At 59.0% G+C, this 17,049-nt stretch carries 17 protein-coding genes; 4 read left to right on the forward strand and 13 right to left on the reverse strand.

Going from position 1 to position 17,049, the window contains the following annotated elements:
• Positions 1-73 precede the first annotated feature (73 nt).
• From E1297_RS20615 to E1297_RS20655, 9 genes are all read right to left on the reverse strand, one after another.
• Positions 74-703: a heme-binding protein gene (locus E1297_RS20615; RefSeq protein ID WP_209015894.1), complete on the reverse strand. Its 630-nt coding sequence runs from the start codon at positions 701-703 to the stop codon at positions 74-76.
• An 84-nt stretch (positions 704-787) separates the two neighbouring features.
• Positions 788-1,627, reverse strand: coding sequence for a cytochrome c1 (locus tag E1297_RS20620; protein ID WP_155141780.1), 840 nt, complete (start codon positions 1,625-1,627; stop codon positions 788-790).
• 31 nt (positions 1,628-1,658) lie between these two features.
• The gene (locus E1297_RS20625; protein WP_155141782.1) at positions 1,659-2,927 is read right to left on the reverse strand and encodes a cytochrome b/b6; all 1,269 of its coding nucleotides are present in this window, start codon (positions 2,925-2,927) and stop codon (positions 1,659-1,661) included.
• 24 nt (positions 2,928-2,951) lie between these two features.
• Positions 2,952-3,512, reverse strand: a complete 561-nt coding sequence (gene petA / locus E1297_RS20630; protein WP_155141784.1) for a ubiquinol-cytochrome c reductase iron-sulfur subunit — start codon at positions 3,510-3,512, stop codon at positions 2,952-2,954.
• A 323-nt stretch (positions 3,513-3,835) separates the two neighbouring features.
• A complete protein-coding gene (locus tag E1297_RS20635) occupies positions 3,836-5,674 on the reverse strand; it encodes an ABC transporter ATP-binding protein (RefSeq protein ID WP_155141785.1) in 1,839 nt (612 codons plus the stop codon).
• Complete coding sequence (locus E1297_RS20640; protein ID WP_155141788.1) at positions 5,667-6,107, reverse strand: hypothetical protein; 441 nt, start codon at positions 6,105-6,107, stop codon at positions 5,667-5,669. Before E1297_RS20640 ends, E1297_RS20635 begins: the two co-directional genes overlap by 8 nt.
• Positions 6,108-6,546: 439 nt before the next feature.
• A complete protein-coding gene (locus E1297_RS20645) occupies positions 6,547-7,866 on the reverse strand; it encodes a methyl-accepting chemotaxis protein (RefSeq protein ID WP_209015895.1) in 1,320 nt (439 codons plus the stop codon).
• 135 nt (positions 7,867-8,001) lie between these two features.
• The gene (locus tag E1297_RS20650; RefSeq protein ID WP_155141790.1) at positions 8,002-8,403 is read right to left on the reverse strand and encodes a DUF2177 family protein; all 402 of its coding nucleotides are present in this window, start codon (positions 8,401-8,403) and stop codon (positions 8,002-8,004) included.
• A gap of 101 nt (positions 8,404-8,504) precedes the next feature.
• Entirely contained in the window at positions 8,505-10,364 is a 1,860-nt protein-coding gene (locus tag E1297_RS20655) for an ABC transporter ATP-binding protein (RefSeq protein WP_155141792.1), read from the reverse strand.
• A 132-nt stretch (positions 10,365-10,496) separates the two neighbouring features.
• On the opposite strand from E1297_RS20655, the gene E1297_RS20660 reads away from it, so the two are divergent.
• Together E1297_RS20660 and hemF are read left to right on the forward strand one after the other, a co-directional pair.
• Positions 10,497-10,967: a tRNA (cytidine(34)-2'-O)-methyltransferase gene (locus E1297_RS20660; protein ID WP_155141794.1), complete on the forward strand. Its 471-nt coding sequence runs from the start codon at positions 10,497-10,499 to the stop codon at positions 10,965-10,967.
• A 67-nt stretch (positions 10,968-11,034) separates the two neighbouring features.
• A complete protein-coding gene (gene hemF, locus E1297_RS20665; RefSeq protein WP_155141796.1) occupies positions 11,035-11,961 on the forward strand; it encodes an oxygen-dependent coproporphyrinogen oxidase in 927 nt (308 codons plus the stop codon).
• Positions 11,962-11,974: 13 nt separating this feature from the next.
• Here the strand turns inward: hemF and E1297_RS20670 are convergent, their stop codons facing one another.
• From E1297_RS20670 to E1297_RS20685, 4 genes are read right to left on the reverse strand one after another with little or no spacing between them, the layout of a single operon-like run.
• Positions 11,975-13,222: a CCA tRNA nucleotidyltransferase gene (locus E1297_RS20670; protein WP_155141798.1), complete on the reverse strand. Its 1,248-nt coding sequence runs from the start codon at positions 13,220-13,222 to the stop codon at positions 11,975-11,977.
• 3 nt (positions 13,223-13,225) lie between these two features.
• Positions 13,226-13,486: a DUF6111 family protein gene (locus tag E1297_RS20675; RefSeq protein WP_155141799.1), complete on the reverse strand. Its 261-nt coding sequence runs from the start codon at positions 13,484-13,486 to the stop codon at positions 13,226-13,228.
• Positions 13,483-14,151, reverse strand: coding sequence for a CoA pyrophosphatase (locus tag E1297_RS20680; RefSeq protein WP_155141800.1), 669 nt, complete (start codon positions 14,149-14,151; stop codon positions 13,483-13,485). Before E1297_RS20680 ends, E1297_RS20675 begins: the two co-directional genes overlap by 4 nt.
• Positions 14,152-14,200: 49 nt before the next feature.
• On the reverse strand, positions 14,201-14,839 hold the full coding sequence (locus E1297_RS20685) for a DUF1285 domain-containing protein (RefSeq protein WP_155141802.1): 639 nt from the start codon (positions 14,837-14,839) through the stop codon (positions 14,201-14,203).
• Between the two features lie 245 nt (positions 14,840-15,084).
• On the opposite strand from E1297_RS20685, the gene E1297_RS20690 reads away from it, so the two are divergent.
• Both E1297_RS20690 and E1297_RS20695 read left to right on the forward strand, forming a co-directional pair.
• Entirely contained in the window at positions 15,085-16,101 is a 1,017-nt protein-coding gene (locus E1297_RS20690) for a MoxR family ATPase (RefSeq protein WP_155141804.1), read from the forward strand.
• A 21-nt stretch (positions 16,102-16,122) separates the two neighbouring features.
• Positions 16,123-17,049, forward strand: a complete 927-nt coding sequence (locus E1297_RS20695) for a DUF58 domain-containing protein (protein ID WP_155141806.1) — start codon at positions 16,123-16,125, stop codon at positions 17,047-17,049.

Below are 17,049 nucleotides of genomic sequence, written 5' to 3' on the forward strand. Positions count from 1 at the left end.
CCTCCTGTCCGCCCGCACAGGGTGACGGTCGAACGTCCATTGCGGCCTCAAGGACCTGTTTCAACTCAGGAGGTTATTCCAAGTACTCGGCGATGGCGTCAAGACCGGCGCGCGCGCAGATTTCCTCGTTGGCGCCCCCGCCACCGCCTGCGACTGCTATTCCGCCAAGCAAATCACCGTTCGCAGACCGGATCGGAAGGCCGCCGCCAAGCAGAACCACATCCGGCACGGTGCGCAGACCCCAAGGTTCGCCCTGCTGGGCGATCCGGTTGAGTTCCATGGTGTTCATGTTGAATGTAACCGCTGTCCGCGCCTTGCGCCGGGCCGTATCGGCGACATGCGGGCCACCGAGGTTGCTGCGAAGGGTGACCTGTTCAACGCCGAAGGCGTCGACGACAGACACTCCGACCGGGTGACCGTCCGCATTACAGGTCTCGATCGATTTCGCGGCGGCGATCAGGGCTGTCCCGAGATCCAGGGACTTCACCGAGAACGTGCCCGTTTCCGATGCTTCCTCGTCTGTTTCCGGAGATGCGGCCGCTGGTTCCTGTTCTACACCGTCCGGCGTTTCTTGCGGGGCCGGTTCGGCAGGTTCTGCAGGCAGCGTCCGGGCAGCTGGTTCTTCAACCGGCGCCGGAGTTTCGGTCTGGGATTGGGCAAGGGCCTGCCCGGTCATAGCAAGCCCGAATGCAAAAATCATCATGCGCCACATTGGATCACCCACCTCATCGCAACAAAAAAGGCCGCCGGAAACCGGCGGCCTCATGTTGCAGCAAAAAGTGGTCAATCAATGATCAACATTGCGCCACAGGCTCTTCTTCGTGAAGTAGAGCAGTCCTGCAAAGACGATCAGGAAGATCATGACCCGGAAGCCGATCTTCTTGCGCTCTTCCAGATGCGGCTCGGCGGCCCACATCATGAAGGAGGCTACGTCCTTTGCGTAGTTTTCAACCGTCATCGGCGTCCCGTCAGTGTATTCAACGGCCTCATCATAGAGCGGCGGGGCCATCGAGATAAACTGACCTGCGAGGAACGAATGGTTGTAGTACTGACCGTCCGGCACCACGACGCCTTCCGGCGCATCAACATACCCTGTCAGAAGGGAGTAGATGTAGTCCGGGCCGTTCTCCTGATACTGCGTGAAGATATCAAACACGAACCAGGGAAAACCGCGCTGCGCTGCGCGGGCTTTTGCCAACAGGGAAAAGTCCGGCGGGTATGCCCCATTGTTTGCAGCACGGGCCGCGTTTTCATTCGGGAACGGTGACGGAAACCGGTCGGCGAGGATCGCCGGACGGTCATACATGTCGCCGTAATCGTCCGGTCCGTCAACGACGGTGTATTCGGACGCAATCTGCTTGGCCTGATCTTCGGAGAAGCTCGGGCCCCCGTTTTCAGCCAGATTGCGGAAGGCTACCCGGCTGAGGCCGTGACAGGCGGAGCAGTTCTCGCGATAGACCTTGAAGCCGCGCTGCAATTGCGCCCGGTCAAAGGATCCGAACGGTCCGGCGAAGGACCAGTCCTGATAGTCGATCTCGACATTGCCGCCGGCCGCGAGTGCCGGGGTCGCGATGGCAAGAGCAGCCACCGCAGCCAGGGAACGAACCATATTGATCATGGTGCTCATTTTCTTGTTTATCTCCCGATCCGGTTCGCCGTTACTTCGTCTGAGGCGCGGCAGCCGCACCGGTCGGTGTTCCGCCACCATTCTGCTTCAACACCGCTTCGTTGATCGATACCGGAAGGCCCTTGGGCTTCTCGATGAAGCCGAGCAGCGGCAGGATGATCAGGAAATGCGCGAAGTAGTAAACCGTGCAGACCCGCGCCCAGAAGACATATTCTGGCTCAGCAGGCATTGCGCCGAGGTAGCCCAGAACAACCGCGTTCGCTGCAAAGATCCAGAAGAACTGCTTGAACAGCGGACGGTAGGCACCGGAGCGAACCTTGGACGTGTCCAGCCACGGCAGGACGAACAGCACCGCAATCGCACCGAACATCAGCAGCACGCCGCCAAGCTTGTCCGGAACAGCACGCAGGATCGCGTAGAACGGCAGGAAATACCATTCAGGAACAATGTGCGCCGGAGTGATCAGCGGGTTGGCTTCGATATAGTTGTCCGCATGGCCAAGATAGTTCGGCAGGTAGAACACAAACCAAGAGAAGAAGATCATGAACACGACGATCGCGAACAGGTCCTTGATCGTGTAATACGGGTGGAACGGCAGCGTGTCCTGCTTGGTCTTCGGCTGAACACCGGTCGGGTTGTTATTGCCGGTCGTGTGGAACGCCCACACGTGCAGGAGAACAACGCCGAAGATCATGAACGGCAACAGGTAGTGCAGCGAGAAGAACCGGTTCAGGGTCGCGTTGTCGACTGCAAACCCGCCCCAAAGCCAGGTCACGATGCTTTCACCGATCAACGGCAGCGCCGAGAACAGGTTGGTGATCACGGTCGCGCCCCAGAAGGACATCTGTCCCCAAGGCAGAACGTAACCCATGAAGGCGGTTGCCATCATGATCAGGAAGATGATCACACCCAGGATCCAAGAGATCTCGCGCGGAGCCTTGTAGGACCCGTAGTAAAGACCGCGGAAAATGTGAATATAGACGGCGATGAAGAACATCGACGCGCCGTTTGCGTGCAGATAGCGCAGCATCCAGCCGAAGTTCACATCACGCATGATGTGCTCGACACTGCTGAAGGCAGCCGTCGTGCTGGGCGTATAATGCATCACCAGAACGATACCGGTGATGATCTGCGCAATAAGGACGAAAAACAAAATCCCGCCGAAAGTCCACCAGTAGTTCAGGTTTTTCGGTGTCGGGAAATCGACGAAGGAACCGCGCATGAGCGAGATGACGGGAAGACGGCTCTCAAGCCACTTCGCCGCAGCACTTTGCGGTACGTAATTGGAATGTCCAGCCATGGGTTTCTCCTCAAACTCTGGCCGTTAACCGATCTTGACCATGCCGTCAGACATGAACTCATACGGCGGAATCAGCAGGTTCTCGGGAGCAGGCCCCTTGCGAATGCGTCCGGCAGTATCATAGTGCGATCCGTGGCAGGGACAGAACCAGCCACCGAATTCTCCGGCATCACCAATCGGCACGCAGCCAAGGTGCGTACAGATGCCGACCTGCACCAGCCAGGGCTCGTTGCCCTCGGCTGCGCGGTTCACATCCGTTGCAGGCGCATCAGCCGGCAGGTTGGCATTCCGTGCCAGCGGATCCGGCAAGTCGCTCAACGGAACCGCATTCGCCTCGTCGATTTCGGCAGGTGTGCGGTAGCGGATGAAAACCGGCTTGCCACGCCACTGAACCGTGATGGACTGGCCTTCCTGGACGGAAGAAACATCCACTTCGATCGAAGCCAAAGCGAGCGCAGATGCATCCGGATTCATCTGGTCGATGAACGGCCATGCAAGCGCACCAACGCCGACGGCGCCCATGGCGCCCGTCGCTATATAGAGGAAATCTCGGCGGGTCGGTTCCGCCGTATCCGAATTTGCCAAGGTCGCGTCCTCTCGAAACCTGTTCAATCTGTGCCGAAAGCCCGCGCTGCAACTGCGGTCCCTCGCTTAGGCACGAAGGATAGGCAGTTCAAGGCCGGGCTCAACGGGAACCCGGTGCGGCATCTGCCCGCACCCGGTTCAATGGGGACGTCTTTTTGCACCCTTCTTGGGGCTTGTCCAGATCAACCAAGGGCCCAATTCGCATATGTCGCAGGCAAAAGCGGAAGGATGTCGCATTTTTAACCCTATTGACAAAAAAGGCATGGCACCGGGCGATGCCATGCCCCTTCGTCACTTCTTCAAAGCCGCTTCAATGCCGCTTGTCAGGCCGCCTTGACCGGATCGAGGAAGCCACCGGACTGGTGCGACCAGAGCTGGGCATAGAGCCCGTTGTGATCCAGCAATTCCTGGTGGCTGCCGTGTTCGATGATCTTGCCATTGTCCATGACAATCAGGCGATCCATCGCGGCAATGGTCGACAGCCGGTGGGCAATCGCAATCACGGTCTTGCCTTCCATCAGATCGAACAGGCTCTCCTGGATCGCGATCTCCACCTCCGAATCGAGGGCGGATGTCGCCTCATCCAGGATCAGGACCGGCGCATTCTTGAGAAGAACCCGGGCGATCGCGATCCGCTGGCGCTGGCCGCCTGACAGTTTCACACCCCGTTCGCCGACATGGGCCTCCAGCCCGGTACGGCCTGCCGGGTCCGAGAGCTCTTCGACAAAATCAAGCGCATGGGCCTTGCGAAGGGCCTCAAGCACCATGGCCTCGGTCACATCGCCCCGGCCGTAGGCCACGTTCTCGAAGATCGAGCGATGCAACAGCGAGGTGTCCTGGGTGACAACACCAATATTGGCGCGCAAGTCGTCCTGACGGACCGTCTTGATATCCTGCCCGTCAATCAGGATCCGCCCGCCCTCGAGGTCATAGAACCGCAAGAGCAGATTGACCAGGGTGGACTTTCCGGCACCCGAACGGCCGATCAGGCCGATCTTCTCGCCCGGACGGATCGTCAGGTTCAGATCCTCGATCACCCCGGCTTCCTTGCCATAGTGGAACCGGATACCGTCGAACTGAACCTCCCCCCGGCTGACCACAAGGTGCCTGGCATCGGGCATGTCGACCACGTCCCGCTCCCGGGAAATGGTGTTGATGCCATCCTGCACGGTGCCGACGTTCTCGAACAGGCCGGACACTTCCCACAAGATCCACTGGGACATGCCCTGAAAGCGCAGCACAAGCGCGATGGCGACCGCAATTTCGCCGGTGGAGACCAGACCACGCTGCCACAACAGGATCGACACGGCCCCGGTCGCAAACAGCAACAGCATGTTGATTGTCGTCAACGTGATGTTCATCGCCGTGACCAGACGCATCTGCATGAAGACGGTCTTCAGAAAGTCCATCATCGATTGCTTTGCATAGGCCTCCTCACGCTCGGCATGGGAGAACAGCTTGACGGTCGAGATGTTGGTGTAGGCATCCACCACATGACCGGTCATGATCGAGCGGGCATCCGCCTGCTCTTTCGATACGGACTTCAGCTTAGGCACGAAGAACCGGATCACGAGCAGATAGCCGGCAAGCCAGACCAGGAACGGGATCACGAACACCCAGCTGGCCTCGGCCACCACGAAAACGCCGGCGGTAAAATACACGCCGACGTAAACGAGAATGTCCGCAATCCGGGTCACGACCTCCCGCACCGCCAAAGCGGTTTGCATGAGCTTGTTGGCAATCCGGCCTGCGAAATCGTTCTGGTAAAACGACACGCTCTGACGTAGCAGATAGCGGTGCACCCGCCAGCGTACCGACATGGGATAGGTGCCCATCAACCCCTGATGGAACAGCAATTCGAAGACGCCGGTGATGACCGGCAGCAGCACCAGAATCACCAGCCCCATGCCGACGAGATGCCAGGTGTTGTCGGCAAAAAAGCTGTCCGGGTTTTCGCCGGACAGCCAGTTCACCAGATCCCCGAGGAAGGTGAAGACCAAAACCTCGAGGATCGCCACCACCGCACTTGTCGCCGACACACAGGCCAGGATCGGCCAGACCGGCTTGGTGAAATACCAGCAAAACGCCCAAAAGCCGGTCGGCGGGACATCAAGCTGCGTATCTTCAAACGGATCGATCAGGTTCTCAAAACGCTTAAACATGATGCGCCTTTCCTAACCGGATGAGTTGTGCCTTTGTCTCGGGTTCGGCAACCGGTTCACTTCGCTTGGCAGGCTTGTAGCTCCGCCATGAAACCAAAGGCCCAGACACCAGAGCAGCCGAGGCAATGAAGCTCAGGATCGCCACCGAAACAATAGCGGTCCCGAGGAACAAATCGATCAAGTGCCCGGCAAATGCGCCCGGGCGCAGGCCGATCCCGTTCATGACGACAGTGTCGATCCGGCCTATTTCACGGATCAGGACCGGAGCATACAGCAATCCGGTCAAAACCACGGCGGCCAAAACGAAAATCCCGAAGGATCTGGCCGCTGCCTTCAGCGTGCCGGTCCTGTCGCGGGGTCCGGTTCTCTCGGGAACCGGAATGTCAGGCCGGTCCGGCAACGCGAACGGGTCCAACGGATAACGAGCAGACATCGGATGTCTCCGAAAAGAAATTTTCTGAAACGACGCCGGCAAACGCACCAAGGGGCGGCGCGCAGCACACATTATTCAAATGTTCAGAAAGGCTTAAGCCAGACGTCAGGGCAGTTGGAAGTTGGTCGGCAAATTAATGCGCGCTATGAGGCCGCGCAGTGCCGGAGCCGAGGACGCAGTGCGTAGCTTTGATGACAATGCTGATCATTTACGTCCTCCCTGAGTTCATGGCCAAAAGACAACCCGGGGCATTGGTGCTCGCCGGTGAGGAAGTTCATGCCCCAGGATTGCGGAAAAAAAAAGGCCCTAAATCACTGGCTGCGGCATATGGCAACACCACGTTGCAATTTTGCAACTACTGCGATTACCGGCTAAACACGGGATCAAATAAAAAGACCCGGCACAACGGCCGGGTCCGGACAGTTGGTAATCCTTGTCTTCAGGCAGCCCGAATGCTGAGCAGGAATTCGCCAACCTGCTTTTCGAGATCGTGCGACAGGCTTTTCAGGTCGCTGGCTGCATCATGCATCTCGGATGTTGCGGTCCGGCTGACATCCATTGCCTCCGACAGGGAAGACACATTGGTAAAGACACGCTCGGAACTGGAATTTGCCTGAACGGCGCTGTCACCGATTTCATGGGTCGCGGCAGACTGCTCCTCGACCGCGTGCCGGATCGCGCCGGAAATCTCGCTGATGCGATCAATTGTCGTGGCAATGGATTTGATGGCGGTCTCGGACTGTTCGGACACGTCCTGGACAGAGGCAACTTGCGCGGAAATGTCTTCCGTTGCCTTGGTTGTCTGTTCGGCCAGTGCCTTCACTTCACTGGCGACGACCGCAAATCCCTTGCCGGCCTCACCGGCGCGGGCCGCTTCAATCGTGGCGTTAAGCGCCAGCAGATTGGTCTGGTTCGCGATCTGGCTGATCAGCTCCACGATTTCACCGATTGCCCGTCCGGTTTCCGACAACCGGCTGACAATCGCATCTGTCTGCTGGGCTTCGGTCACCGCCTTTGCAGCAATGTCGGCAGCCTGATCCACATCGGAGCTGATCTGGCGAATCGAATGCGCCAGGGTTTCGGCAGCACCGGAGACCGTGGCAACGGAGGTCTTGGCTTCTGCCGAGGCCTCTTCCACCTCCCCGACCGATGCCAGCGAAGTCTGAACAACCTGTCCGAGATTGTCGGAATTCGATCCGACAGTGCCTGCCGCACTCAGCAGCTTTGTGACAACCCCCATGACCGAACGTTCAAAATCATCGGCAACCGCATGCATCAACTCGGTCCGCTCGCGCTCGGCCTGTTGCTGTTGCTCGACCTGCTTGTCCGCCTCTTCCTTGGCACGGGCAGCCAGTTTCTTGCGGAATTCGGTCACCCGGCGGGCGATGGCACCAATCTCGTCCTTACGCTCGACACCTTCGATCTTGATATCGAGATCGCCGTCGGACAACCGCTTCAATCCCCCGGTCAACCGCTCCAAAGGCCGCGCGACGCCCAGTGCGAGATAGACAGCAAGGCCGAGAAAGGCGATCCCCGCGGGCGCACAGACCAGAGCAATGGTGACGATCTGGTCCATGATCAGATCATCCACCTGGGCAACCGGATTGGAGGCAACAAAATTGGCAACCGCATCCTCGGTCCCCAATCGTTCAAACAATGCCTGACGGAAAGAATAAAATGCATATCCGGTCCCGCCCATCATGATGATGGCGGCGGTCACGACCATGACAACAAAGCGGCCCTGAATTGAAAGTGTCACGATACCATTCCGTTCTTGTTCAAGGTGCCCTCCCCAGAAGGACTGCTTGACAGAACTGTTAGCGATCTACGTAAAAATATCGTAACTAAAACGAATAGGGACTTATCCGTACTACTTGAGGTATAGCGGCACGGTTCAGGTGAACGCCCTGGTCAGAAGATAGCCGGCACCTGCGGAAATTCCGCCCAGAAACGTCCCCCAAAGCACGTCAACCACCACCACCAGAAACGGCCAATCCTTCAAGGTGGCGTAGTTGGTCACGTCATAGGTGGCGTAGGTAAAGAAGCCGAACAGTGCTCCGAGAATGATTGCGGTCACCACCGATTCGGACTTGAGCGCCGGTGCGACTGCAAAAATGACCAAGCCGACCACGTACAAAATATAAAAAGCGCCCGCCGCCGCCATGTTCGGCTTCGCCATGAGAAGGTGGCCGATTCGATCAAAGTAGAACCGCGTCGCAACCTGGGTCAACCACACGTAGTCGATTGCCAGAAAGACGATAACGGTTGAGATATAGGCGGTTACGTATTGCAGCATGTCGGCTCCCGGGCAGGCTCGTGACAAGCGTACGCCGCCGCCATCCCATCAGATCAGACGCCAACCTTGAAAGCCACCCTCTTGCTTGACACCGGAAAGTGTCAAGCGGCGCTGTATTCGGCATCCTCTCCAAGAAAGCCGAGCGACTGACGCTGCCAGAGCTGATAGTAAAGTCCGCCAGTGTCGCGCAACAGCTGTTCGTGCGTTCCCTCTTGAACGATTTCCCCCTTGTGCATCACCACGAGCCGGTCCATGGCCGCAATTGTCGACAAGCGGTGAGCGATTGCAATCACGGTCTTGCCGTTCATCATCCGTTGAAGGTTTTCCTGAATGGCATTCTCGATTTCCGAATCGAGCGCGGACGTTGCTTCATCAAGCACAAGTATGGGGGCATCCTTCAACAACACCCGTGCGATGGAAATCCGCTGCCTTTGTCCGCCGGACAATTTGACACCGCGTTCCCCCACCTGAGCCTCGAAAGCGTGCCTTCCCTTTTGATCGACAAGAGTTTCAATAAACTCCAGCGCGTGCGCATCCCGTGCCGCCTGACGCATCATCCCTTCAGACGCCTGAGGGCGGCCATAGACAATGTTTTCCCGGATGGACCGGTGCAGAAGCGACGTGTCCTGCGTCACCAGACCAATGGAGTCGCGCAGGGATTGCTGGGTCACCTGCGAAACATCCTGGCCATCAATCCGGATCCGCCCGCCCTCCAGATCGTAAAACCGCAGCAGCAGGCTCACAAGGGTGGTCTTGCCGGCACCTGACGGGCCAACGATGCCCACGCGTTCGCCGCCACGGATCGACAGGGACAGATCGTCAATCACACCCCTGCTCTTTCCATAGTGGAACCGGATTTTCTCAAACGAAATCCGGCCTTCCTTGACTGCCAGCGCTCCCGCATCCGGCGCATCCACGAGCTGAACCGGCCTGGCGATCAGCTCCATGCTGTCCTGAAGTGTACCCAGGCTTCTGAACAGCGCATTAAGCTGGCCCAGCATGCGGTTGAGCAAGAGATTCAGTCTGAGCACCAACCCAAGTGTGAACGCGACATGGCCAACGCTGGTGTCGCCAGTTTGCCAAAGCCAAATTGCGGTTCCGGCGATCAGAACGATCGCTGTGCCGCTTAGCAAGGACATGATGGCGCGCACAGCCGTCAACGTCCGGGTGAATTCCCTGAGCTTGTCGAGGAAACCGTCATAGGCGCTGCGGACGCCGCGGTTCTCGCTTGTCCGGTTGCTGAACAGCTTGACGGTCTGGATGTTGGTGTAGGTATCCACCAGCCGGCCGGTGACGATCGAGCCGGCATTTGCCATGGTCTTTGCCCTGTGCCTCACTCGCGGCACGAAATAGGCCGCAATCCAGCAAAAGAAACCAAGCCACAGCGCCACCAAAACGCCCAACCGCCAATCCAGATCCGAAACCAGCACAAGGGTCGCGATCGCATATACAAAGATGTACCAAACGGTCTGAAGCAGCGTGGTCATGAAATCGCCGGCCGCCTGGCCCGCCTGCCAGACTTTTTGCGAAATACGGCCTGAGAAATCGTCGTTGAAGAACGACAGGCTCTGATCCATGACCGCCTGATGGCATTGCCAGCGCACAAGATTGAAGAAGGCAGGTACCACGGTCTGTTCTTCGACCAGGGCCGTCAATAGCGTGACCAATGTGCGCGCTACAAGAACGACCGCAGCCATTGCAAGCAGCACGGTTCCGTTGCTTGCAAAAAATTCGTGAATCTGCCCCTGATCGAGCATGTCCACTATGTCGCCGAGAAAGGTGTAAAGCGAGGCTTCGATGATCGCAGTCAATCCGCCGAGCACAAGCATCAGCACAAACGGCCAACGCATCTGCTTGACGAAAAAAAACAGGAAGGCATAGGGGCTGTTTGCGGGCAGCGCCGCCGGTGCCCGTTGAAACGGGGCAACCCAGTTCTCAAACAGCTTGAAGAGAAAATTCAAGAACTTGCTCCGGGAGTTAGCGATTCGAGTGAACTCTCACTATGGCAGTATTGGGGAAGCCTGCGTGAAATGACACGGCACGCTTGAAATGGTAAAGGCGGGTTTGAAGACAACCCTTGCCCTGCTGATACAATGCCCGACCTAGCGCTCTACCAACCTGACATACCGCAAAACACCGGCACGATCCTCAGGCTGGCGGCCTGCATGGGCGTACCGGTGCGCATTATCGAGCCAGCCGGTTTTCCACTTTCAGATCACGCCTTGAAACGGGCCGGGATGGATTACCTTGAACGCGCAGCGATGATCCGGCACGTGTCCTATGAGGCCTTCCGGTCGTGGAAACAGGACTGTCAGCGCCGGATGGTGCTGGTCACGACCAAGGGCTCAGTCCCCTATACGGAGTTCAGCTTCCAGACCGATGATATTCTGCTTTTCGGGCGAGAATCTGTCGGTGTCCCGGAAACGGTTCATGCGGATGCCGATGCACGGATCCGTATTCCGATGATGCCTAGCATGCGGTCCTTGAATGTTGCCGTTTCGGCAGCAATGATCATCGGCGAAGCGCTGCGCCAGACAGGCGAGCTTCCCGCCGAAAGTCCCTGACAGGCATCCGCCTGCCGATCGGTGTTGCCCGCCAACCCCCACTCTTGATGAAACCGGAGACCAGTTCATGAGCGCCCCTTCGCCTGAAAAACGCGGCGGCCCGATTCCCGAAGGGATCGACACAAAGAAAGAAACAGCCGAAACCTGGTTCCAGACATTGCGGGACCGGATATGCCTCGCTTTCGAACAGCTGGAAGACGAAATCGGGTCCCTCGGCGGCCCCTTGTCGGACATGCCCGCCGGCCGGTTCGAGCGCACACCGTGGGAACGGACCGACAGCACCGGGGGGCACGGCGGCGGCGGCGTCATGTCGATGATGCATGGCCGTGTGTTTGAGAAAGTTGGCGTCCATACCTCGACTGTTCACGGTGAATTCTCGCCCGAGTTTCGTGGCCAGATCCCCGGAGCCAACGAGGATCCGCGCTTCTGGGCATCCGGCATCAGCCTGATCGCCCACCCGCAGAACCCGAATGTACCGGCCGTTCACATGAACACCCGCATGGTCGTGACCACCCGCCAGTGGTTCGGCGGCGGCGCCGATCTGACCCCGGTGCTGGATGCCCGGCGCACCCAGACCGATCCGGACACGGTGGCCTTTCACGAGGCCATGGAGAAAGCCTGCGATCCGCATGCCGTTGCCGACTATCCGGCCTACAAGGAGTGGTGCGACGAGTATTTCTTCCTGAAACACCGCAACGAGCCGCGCGGCATCGGCGGGATCTTCTATGATTATCTCAACAGCGGTGGCTGGGAGGCCGACTTCGCCTTCACCCAAGATGTCGGCAAGGCTTTTCACGGCATCTACCCGGAGTTGGTGCGGGCGAATTTCGAAAAGAGCTGGACAGATGCCCAGCGCGAGGAACAGCTGATCCGGCGCGGCCGCTACGTGGAATACAATCTGCTTTACGACCGCGGCACGATTTTCGGCCTCAAGACCGGCGGCAACGTCAGTTCCATCCTGTCCTCCATGCCACCAGTTGTGAAGTGGCCCTAGGACGATGTACTGACTAGAGCGATGGCCGCAGGGAGCCTGCGGCCACTCCGATCAGGTCGGCCTTAGACAGGCGGTACCCCGACGCTTTCCAGGCCTGACGCAGGCTGTTGAGAGCCACGCCTACATCCGGTCCCGGTTTCACACCCAGAGCCAGAAGATCTGCGCCGGCAATCGGGAAATCCGGAACCGCGAGTTCGCGGAGGGCCGACAAGGCTTCAATAAAGCCGCTATCGGACTCCCAGACTTGGGCATTTGCGCGCTCGTAGGCCCAGGCCATCAGCAAGCCATCAACAGCAGCCTTGCGGCCGTGATCATGCAAGGCATGCTCAAGCCCCGCCTCCGGCCAATGATTCTGAAACCAGCGCGCTGCCTGCAAGGCCTGATGCATGCGCTTTTTTTCCGCATTGGACAGACGGAACCGCTCGCCGATGCGCGTCAGATCCTCATCGACAAACCCGGCCAGCATGGCAAAGCATAGCGGCGGCTCCGAGGTTTCAGGTGCCTGGTCATCAAGGCTTCGGAGAGCCGCAAAGTCACGGGTCCGCGAAATGCCTCCGGTGGTGATCTCCAGAAGCCCGCAATCCTCCATGATCTGAACGCTTTGCGCGGCACCGCGCGCACTCGCCAGCTTTTTCATTTCCGCACCGACGCGCTCGGCCGACAGATGCCGCAAACCGTCGCGCTGATGCGTGCAGGCGATCAGAGCGTCCTCGTCCGGAACCCCAGACCCATAGGCCGCGTGGATCCTGAAAAACCTTAAAATCCGCAGGTAGTCTTCGCGGATCCGCTGCTCGGCATCGCCAATAAAGCGCACCCTGCCGGACCGGCAATCTTCAAGCCCGCCAAGGGGATCGAACAGATCGCCATGCCGGTCGACATAAAGGGCGTTCATCGTGAAGTCACGCCGCCGGGCATCGCGTTCCCAGTCAGTGCCAAACACAACGCGTGCCTGCCGTCCGAAGGTCTCGACATCTTCGCGCAATGTGGTCACCTCGTAAGGAGCACCCGCACTGACAATGGTGACCGTTCCGTGGTCGATCCCGGTGCCGATGGCTTTCAGACCTGCATCACGCGCCCGTTCGAGCACAGCCTCCGGCCGTGCCGTTGTTGCAATATCGATATCACTGACCGGAACACCCAGAATGGCGTTACGCACCGCACCGCCGACGGCGCGCGCCTGGTCGCCGTCCTGCTCTATGGCGGCAAATACGCGCTGAACGGAAGCCTCAAAAAGCCAGGGCGCGTTGTCCAACCGATCCATCAATCACTCATAGCCGCCAGGCACGAACACGCCGTCCTGCATCTGCGACGGCCGGTACTCGGTCCCATCCGGCGCCCGTTTGAAATTCGCAAACACACCGAGGCTCACCAATACGAGCACAAGACCGGTAAGGGCAAGCCAGGGCATCGGTCCCGATCGCCAGTTTTCCCGGGTTTGTGCCTTCTTGTTGGCCCAAAGCCAGATCGCATACCCGATAAAGGGAAGCGCAAACACAAGCAGATGCGATAGAACAACGCGGATCATGAACCAAAAACCGTTTCGTAGAGGGACCGGATGATACCGGCAGTAACGCCCCAGATTTTCCGGTTCTCATAGGGCATGGAATAAAAGAACCGCTGTGCGCCTTTCCATTCGAGGCTTTGCTTGTGGTGCTGCGCCGGATCCATCAGGAAACTGAGCGGCACCTCGAAGACGTCTTCCACCTCGTTCGGGTTCAGGGTCAGCACACGTGCGGGCGATACATCCGCCACGACCGGAATGACCTTGTAGCCGGATCCGGTCAGATAGGCCGGCAGGCGGCCAAAGGGATGGACCACGGCACGTTTCAGATCGATCTCTTCCTCGGCCTCGCGGATGGCCGCCTCCACCGGCCCGCCATCGGTTTGGTCGATCTTGCCTCCCGGGAAGGCCACCTGGCCTGCATGGGAGGAAAGATGGCCGGTGCGTAAAGTCAGGATAACGGTGGGCTCCGGATCAAGATCGACAATCGGGATCAGAACCGCGGCATCGCGCGGTGGTCCTTTCGAGCGGGCGTATGGCCCGAGATCCGGATTGAGGATGTGATCACCTGAATCCCGCAATAAATCCAATCGATCCGGATCAGACAGTCTCAGCCGGATGCGGGAAAGAAGTTCCTGCCCGGTCAGGGATTCTCCAGTCTGAACATTGTTATTCAGGGCACCTGCCATGAAGCGGACTCACCTCCAGAATCATTGCGTCTTTTTGTCTATCAGATCGTCAGCTTTCGTCTATCGCGAAGAACGTTCCATTGCTCCAGACGCCCAGGCGTGTTTCAGGCCCGGCAGGATCCTCGACGAAATAGTCGGCAAGCTGATAAAGCAGCGGCCGGGAGCACAACGCCTCCAGCCTGCCGCGAACATGCAGGTAGGGCTTGAGACCGCCATTTACCGGATCTGTTTCGAAACGCAGCGGATGTTCCGGACCGATCTCGACAACATCACCAACATTTGTTCTAAGGATCAGCTGCTGGGTTTCGCCCTCCCCCTGCCGGTGCATTTCAACGGCGATGAAATGCGCATCTTCGACCGTGATGCCGATTTTCTCGACCGGGGTAACCAGGTAGGTCTTGCCATCATCATCCTTGCGCAAGACGGATGCAAACAGGCGCACCAGCGCTTCCCGGCCTATGGGCGTGCCGAGATACCACCAGGAGCCGTCTGACGCGATCCGGATATCGAGATCACCGCAAAACGGCGGATTCCAGCGCTCGACCGGCGGAATGCCGCGCTCGTTCTTGCCCGCACGTTCCATCAGCGCAGACAGCCCCGAAGGCAAGCCCCGCATCCGGTTCAATGCATCTTGTTGTCCTGCTCCCATATTGCTCCCGTTCCGACCGAGGGTCCTTATGTCCGCCATACCTGCTCCCGCCAAGATGGTAGAGCGTTCCCTGGCACCCTGCTTATCCCAAGGCAGGTCCTAATTCTGCCCCACAATTTAGGTCTCTCGGTCAAACACGCAAATTTTTCCGGAATTCGCTGCACAGCTATCATGCAAAGGTAGTACGGGAAGACAGACAGGCGTTCAGGTTGACGGTCAAAATGTTTGCCTCAATTACTGGATCGTAGGAAACTGAACGCAGGCATCATGCAGAAAGGTGTTCAATGAGCGTCATGGCCCCTCCCCCTTCCGGAACCGAAGCTGATGACACCGCACAACGTGCGGAAGCCGCGGTCGAGAGCATTCAAGCCGCCAAATCGGAAATCTCCCGTATCATCTTTGGTCAGGAAACGGTGGTAGAGCAGAGCCTGATCACGATCCTTTCAGGCGGCCACGGTTTGTTGGTGGGCGTTCCCGGGTTGGCCAAGACCAAGCTTGTCGAGACGCTCGGGACGGTCCTGGGGCTCAACGCACGCCGAATCCAGTTCACACCGGATCTGATGCCCTCCGATATCCTGGGGGCCGAGGTCATGGAACAGGGGGCTGATGGCAGCCGTGCCTTCCGGTTCCTGCCCGGCCCCGTGTTTTCGCAGCTTTTGATGGCCGACGAGATCAACCGCGCAAGCCCGCGTACGCAGTCGGCCCTTTTGCAGGCCATGCAGGAATATCATGTCACGGTCGCGGGCCAGCCGCACGATCTGCCTCGCCCCTTCCACGTTCTGGCAACGCAGAACCCGCTGGAGCAGGAAGGCACCTATCCCCTGCCGGAAGCCCAGCTCGACCGGTTCTTGATGCAAATCGATGTGCATTACCCGGATATCGAAGCCGAACGACGCATTCTTCTGGAAACGACCGGCGCCAATCAGGCCGAAGCCAAAGCTGCCATCGATGCGGATCAGCTCTGCGCGGTTCAGCAACTGGTACGGCAGATGCCGGTTGGCGGATCGGTCGTGGAAGCGATTCTGTCGCTGGTCCGCGCCGCCCGGCCGATCGAGGACAACGGCGCTGGCGACATCACCAAGCTGATTGCCTGGGGCCCCGGGCCACGCGCCAGCCAGGCCTTGATGCTGACAGTTCGCGCCCGCGCGCTTGTCGACGGCCGTCTCGCCCCGTCAATCGACGACGTGCTGGCCTTGGCCGAACCGATCCTTCAACACCGTATGGCTCTCACCTTTGCGGCGCGCGCCGACGGCCACACCGTCAGGGACGTGATTGCCCGGGTAAAAGACCGGATTGCCTAACAGGTGCTGAAAGGCGGACATATGGTGCCCCCCACCACGGACAAAGCAGCGATCGACCAGAAGACCTGGCCAAATGTCATTGGCGAAGCCCGTGCTGTCGCCGAGGCACTGCCGGACCTATTCGTCGAAGCCCGGCATGTCGCAAGCGCGATCATAGCCGGCTGGCACGGCCGCCGGCGCGCTGGTCCGGGAGAAACCTTCTGGCAATTCCGCCCTTTCAACATGGGTGAACCGGCCAAACGTATCGACTGGCGCCGGTCTGCGCGCGACGATCATCTCTATGTCCGGGAAAAGGAATGGGAATCGGCGCATACCGTCTGGCTTTGGGCAGACCTGTCGCCCTCCATGGTGTTTCAGTCCCGTCTGTCCAGCGTCTCCAAGCGCGACCGCAGCATTGTCATGTTGCTGGCTCTTGCCGATGTCCTTGCAGATACCGGCGAACGCGTCGGCCTGCCCGGGATCACCCGGCCCTTTTCCGACCGCAAGGCTGCGGAACGTCTGGCCGATGCACTGGCGCATCTCGGACAGCACAAGGCCCTGCCGGATCCCTCCGGTATCCAGCGGTTTTCCGATGTGGTCCTGATTGCGGATTTTCTGGACCCGCTGGACGAGATCACGAAGTGGATCGCTCAGGTCGCCGGGACCGGCGCCCGGGGCCATCTGGTTCAGGTGCTTGACCCGGTTGAGGAGACCTTTCCCTTCAGCGGTCATGTCGAGTTTCACGAACCGGAGGCAGGCCTGCGGCTGACAGCCGGACGCGCGGAAGCGTGGCGCGAGTCCTATCAGAACATTCTGGCCGAACGGCGCGCAAGATTGCAGGATCTCGCGCGCAAGGCGGGCTGGACCTTCGTGGTGCATCACACCGACCGGTCACCGTCGGAACCCTTGCTGGTGTTGCATGCGGCCTTGTCCGGCATCAGTGAAACCCTGTCACAGGGAGGTGCTTGA

This window comes from Roseibium sp. RKSG952 (assembly GCF_009711355.1).

Excerpts from the sequence above, each read along its gene's own strand:
- E1297_RS20660 (WP_155141794.1), top strand. The coding sequence starts at position 10,497 with ATGCCCGACCTAGCGCTCTACCAACCTGACATACCGCAAAACACCGGC.
- E1297_RS20640 (WP_155141788.1), bottom strand. The coding sequence starts at position 6,107 with ATGTCTGCTCGTTATCCGTTGGACCCGTTCGCGTTGCCGGACCGGCCT.
- E1297_RS20695 (WP_155141806.1), top strand. The coding sequence starts at position 16,123 with ATGGTGCCCCCCACCACGGACAAAGCAGCGATCGACCAGAAGACCTGG.
- E1297_RS20690 (WP_155141804.1), top strand. The coding sequence starts at position 15,085 with ATGAGCGTCATGGCCCCTCCCCCTTCCGGAACCGAAGCTGATGACACC.
- E1297_RS20615 (WP_209015894.1), bottom strand. The coding sequence starts at position 703 with ATGATGATTTTTGCATTCGGGCTTGCTATGACCGGGCAGGCCCTTGCC.
- E1297_RS20635 (WP_155141785.1), bottom strand. The coding sequence starts at position 5,674 with ATGTTTAAGCGTTTTGAGAACCTGATCGATCCGTTTGAAGATACGCAG.
- hemF (WP_155141796.1), top strand. The coding sequence starts at position 11,035 with ATGAGCGCCCCTTCGCCTGAAAAACGCGGCGGCCCGATTCCCGAAGGG.
- E1297_RS20670 (WP_155141798.1), bottom strand. The coding sequence starts at position 13,222 with ATGGATCGGTTGGACAACGCGCCCTGGCTTTTTGAGGCTTCCGTTCAG.
- E1297_RS20680 (WP_155141800.1), bottom strand. The coding sequence starts at position 14,151 with ATGGCAGGTGCCCTGAATAACAATGTTCAGACTGGAGAATCCCTGACC.
- E1297_RS20625 (WP_155141782.1), bottom strand. The coding sequence starts at position 2,927 with ATGGCTGGACATTCCAATTACGTACCGCAAAGTGCTGCGGCGAAGTGG.
- E1297_RS20650 (WP_155141790.1), bottom strand. The coding sequence starts at position 8,403 with ATGCTGCAATACGTAACCGCCTATATCTCAACCGTTATCGTCTTTCTG.
- E1297_RS20675 (WP_155141799.1), bottom strand. The coding sequence starts at position 13,486 with ATGATCCGCGTTGTTCTATCGCATCTGCTTGTGTTTGCGCTTCCCTTT.
- E1297_RS20685 (WP_155141802.1), bottom strand. The coding sequence starts at position 14,839 with ATGGCGGACATAAGGACCCTCGGTCGGAACGGGAGCAATATGGGAGCA.
- E1297_RS20620 (WP_155141780.1), bottom strand. The coding sequence starts at position 1,627 with ATGAGCACCATGATCAATATGGTTCGTTCCCTGGCTGCGGTGGCTGCT.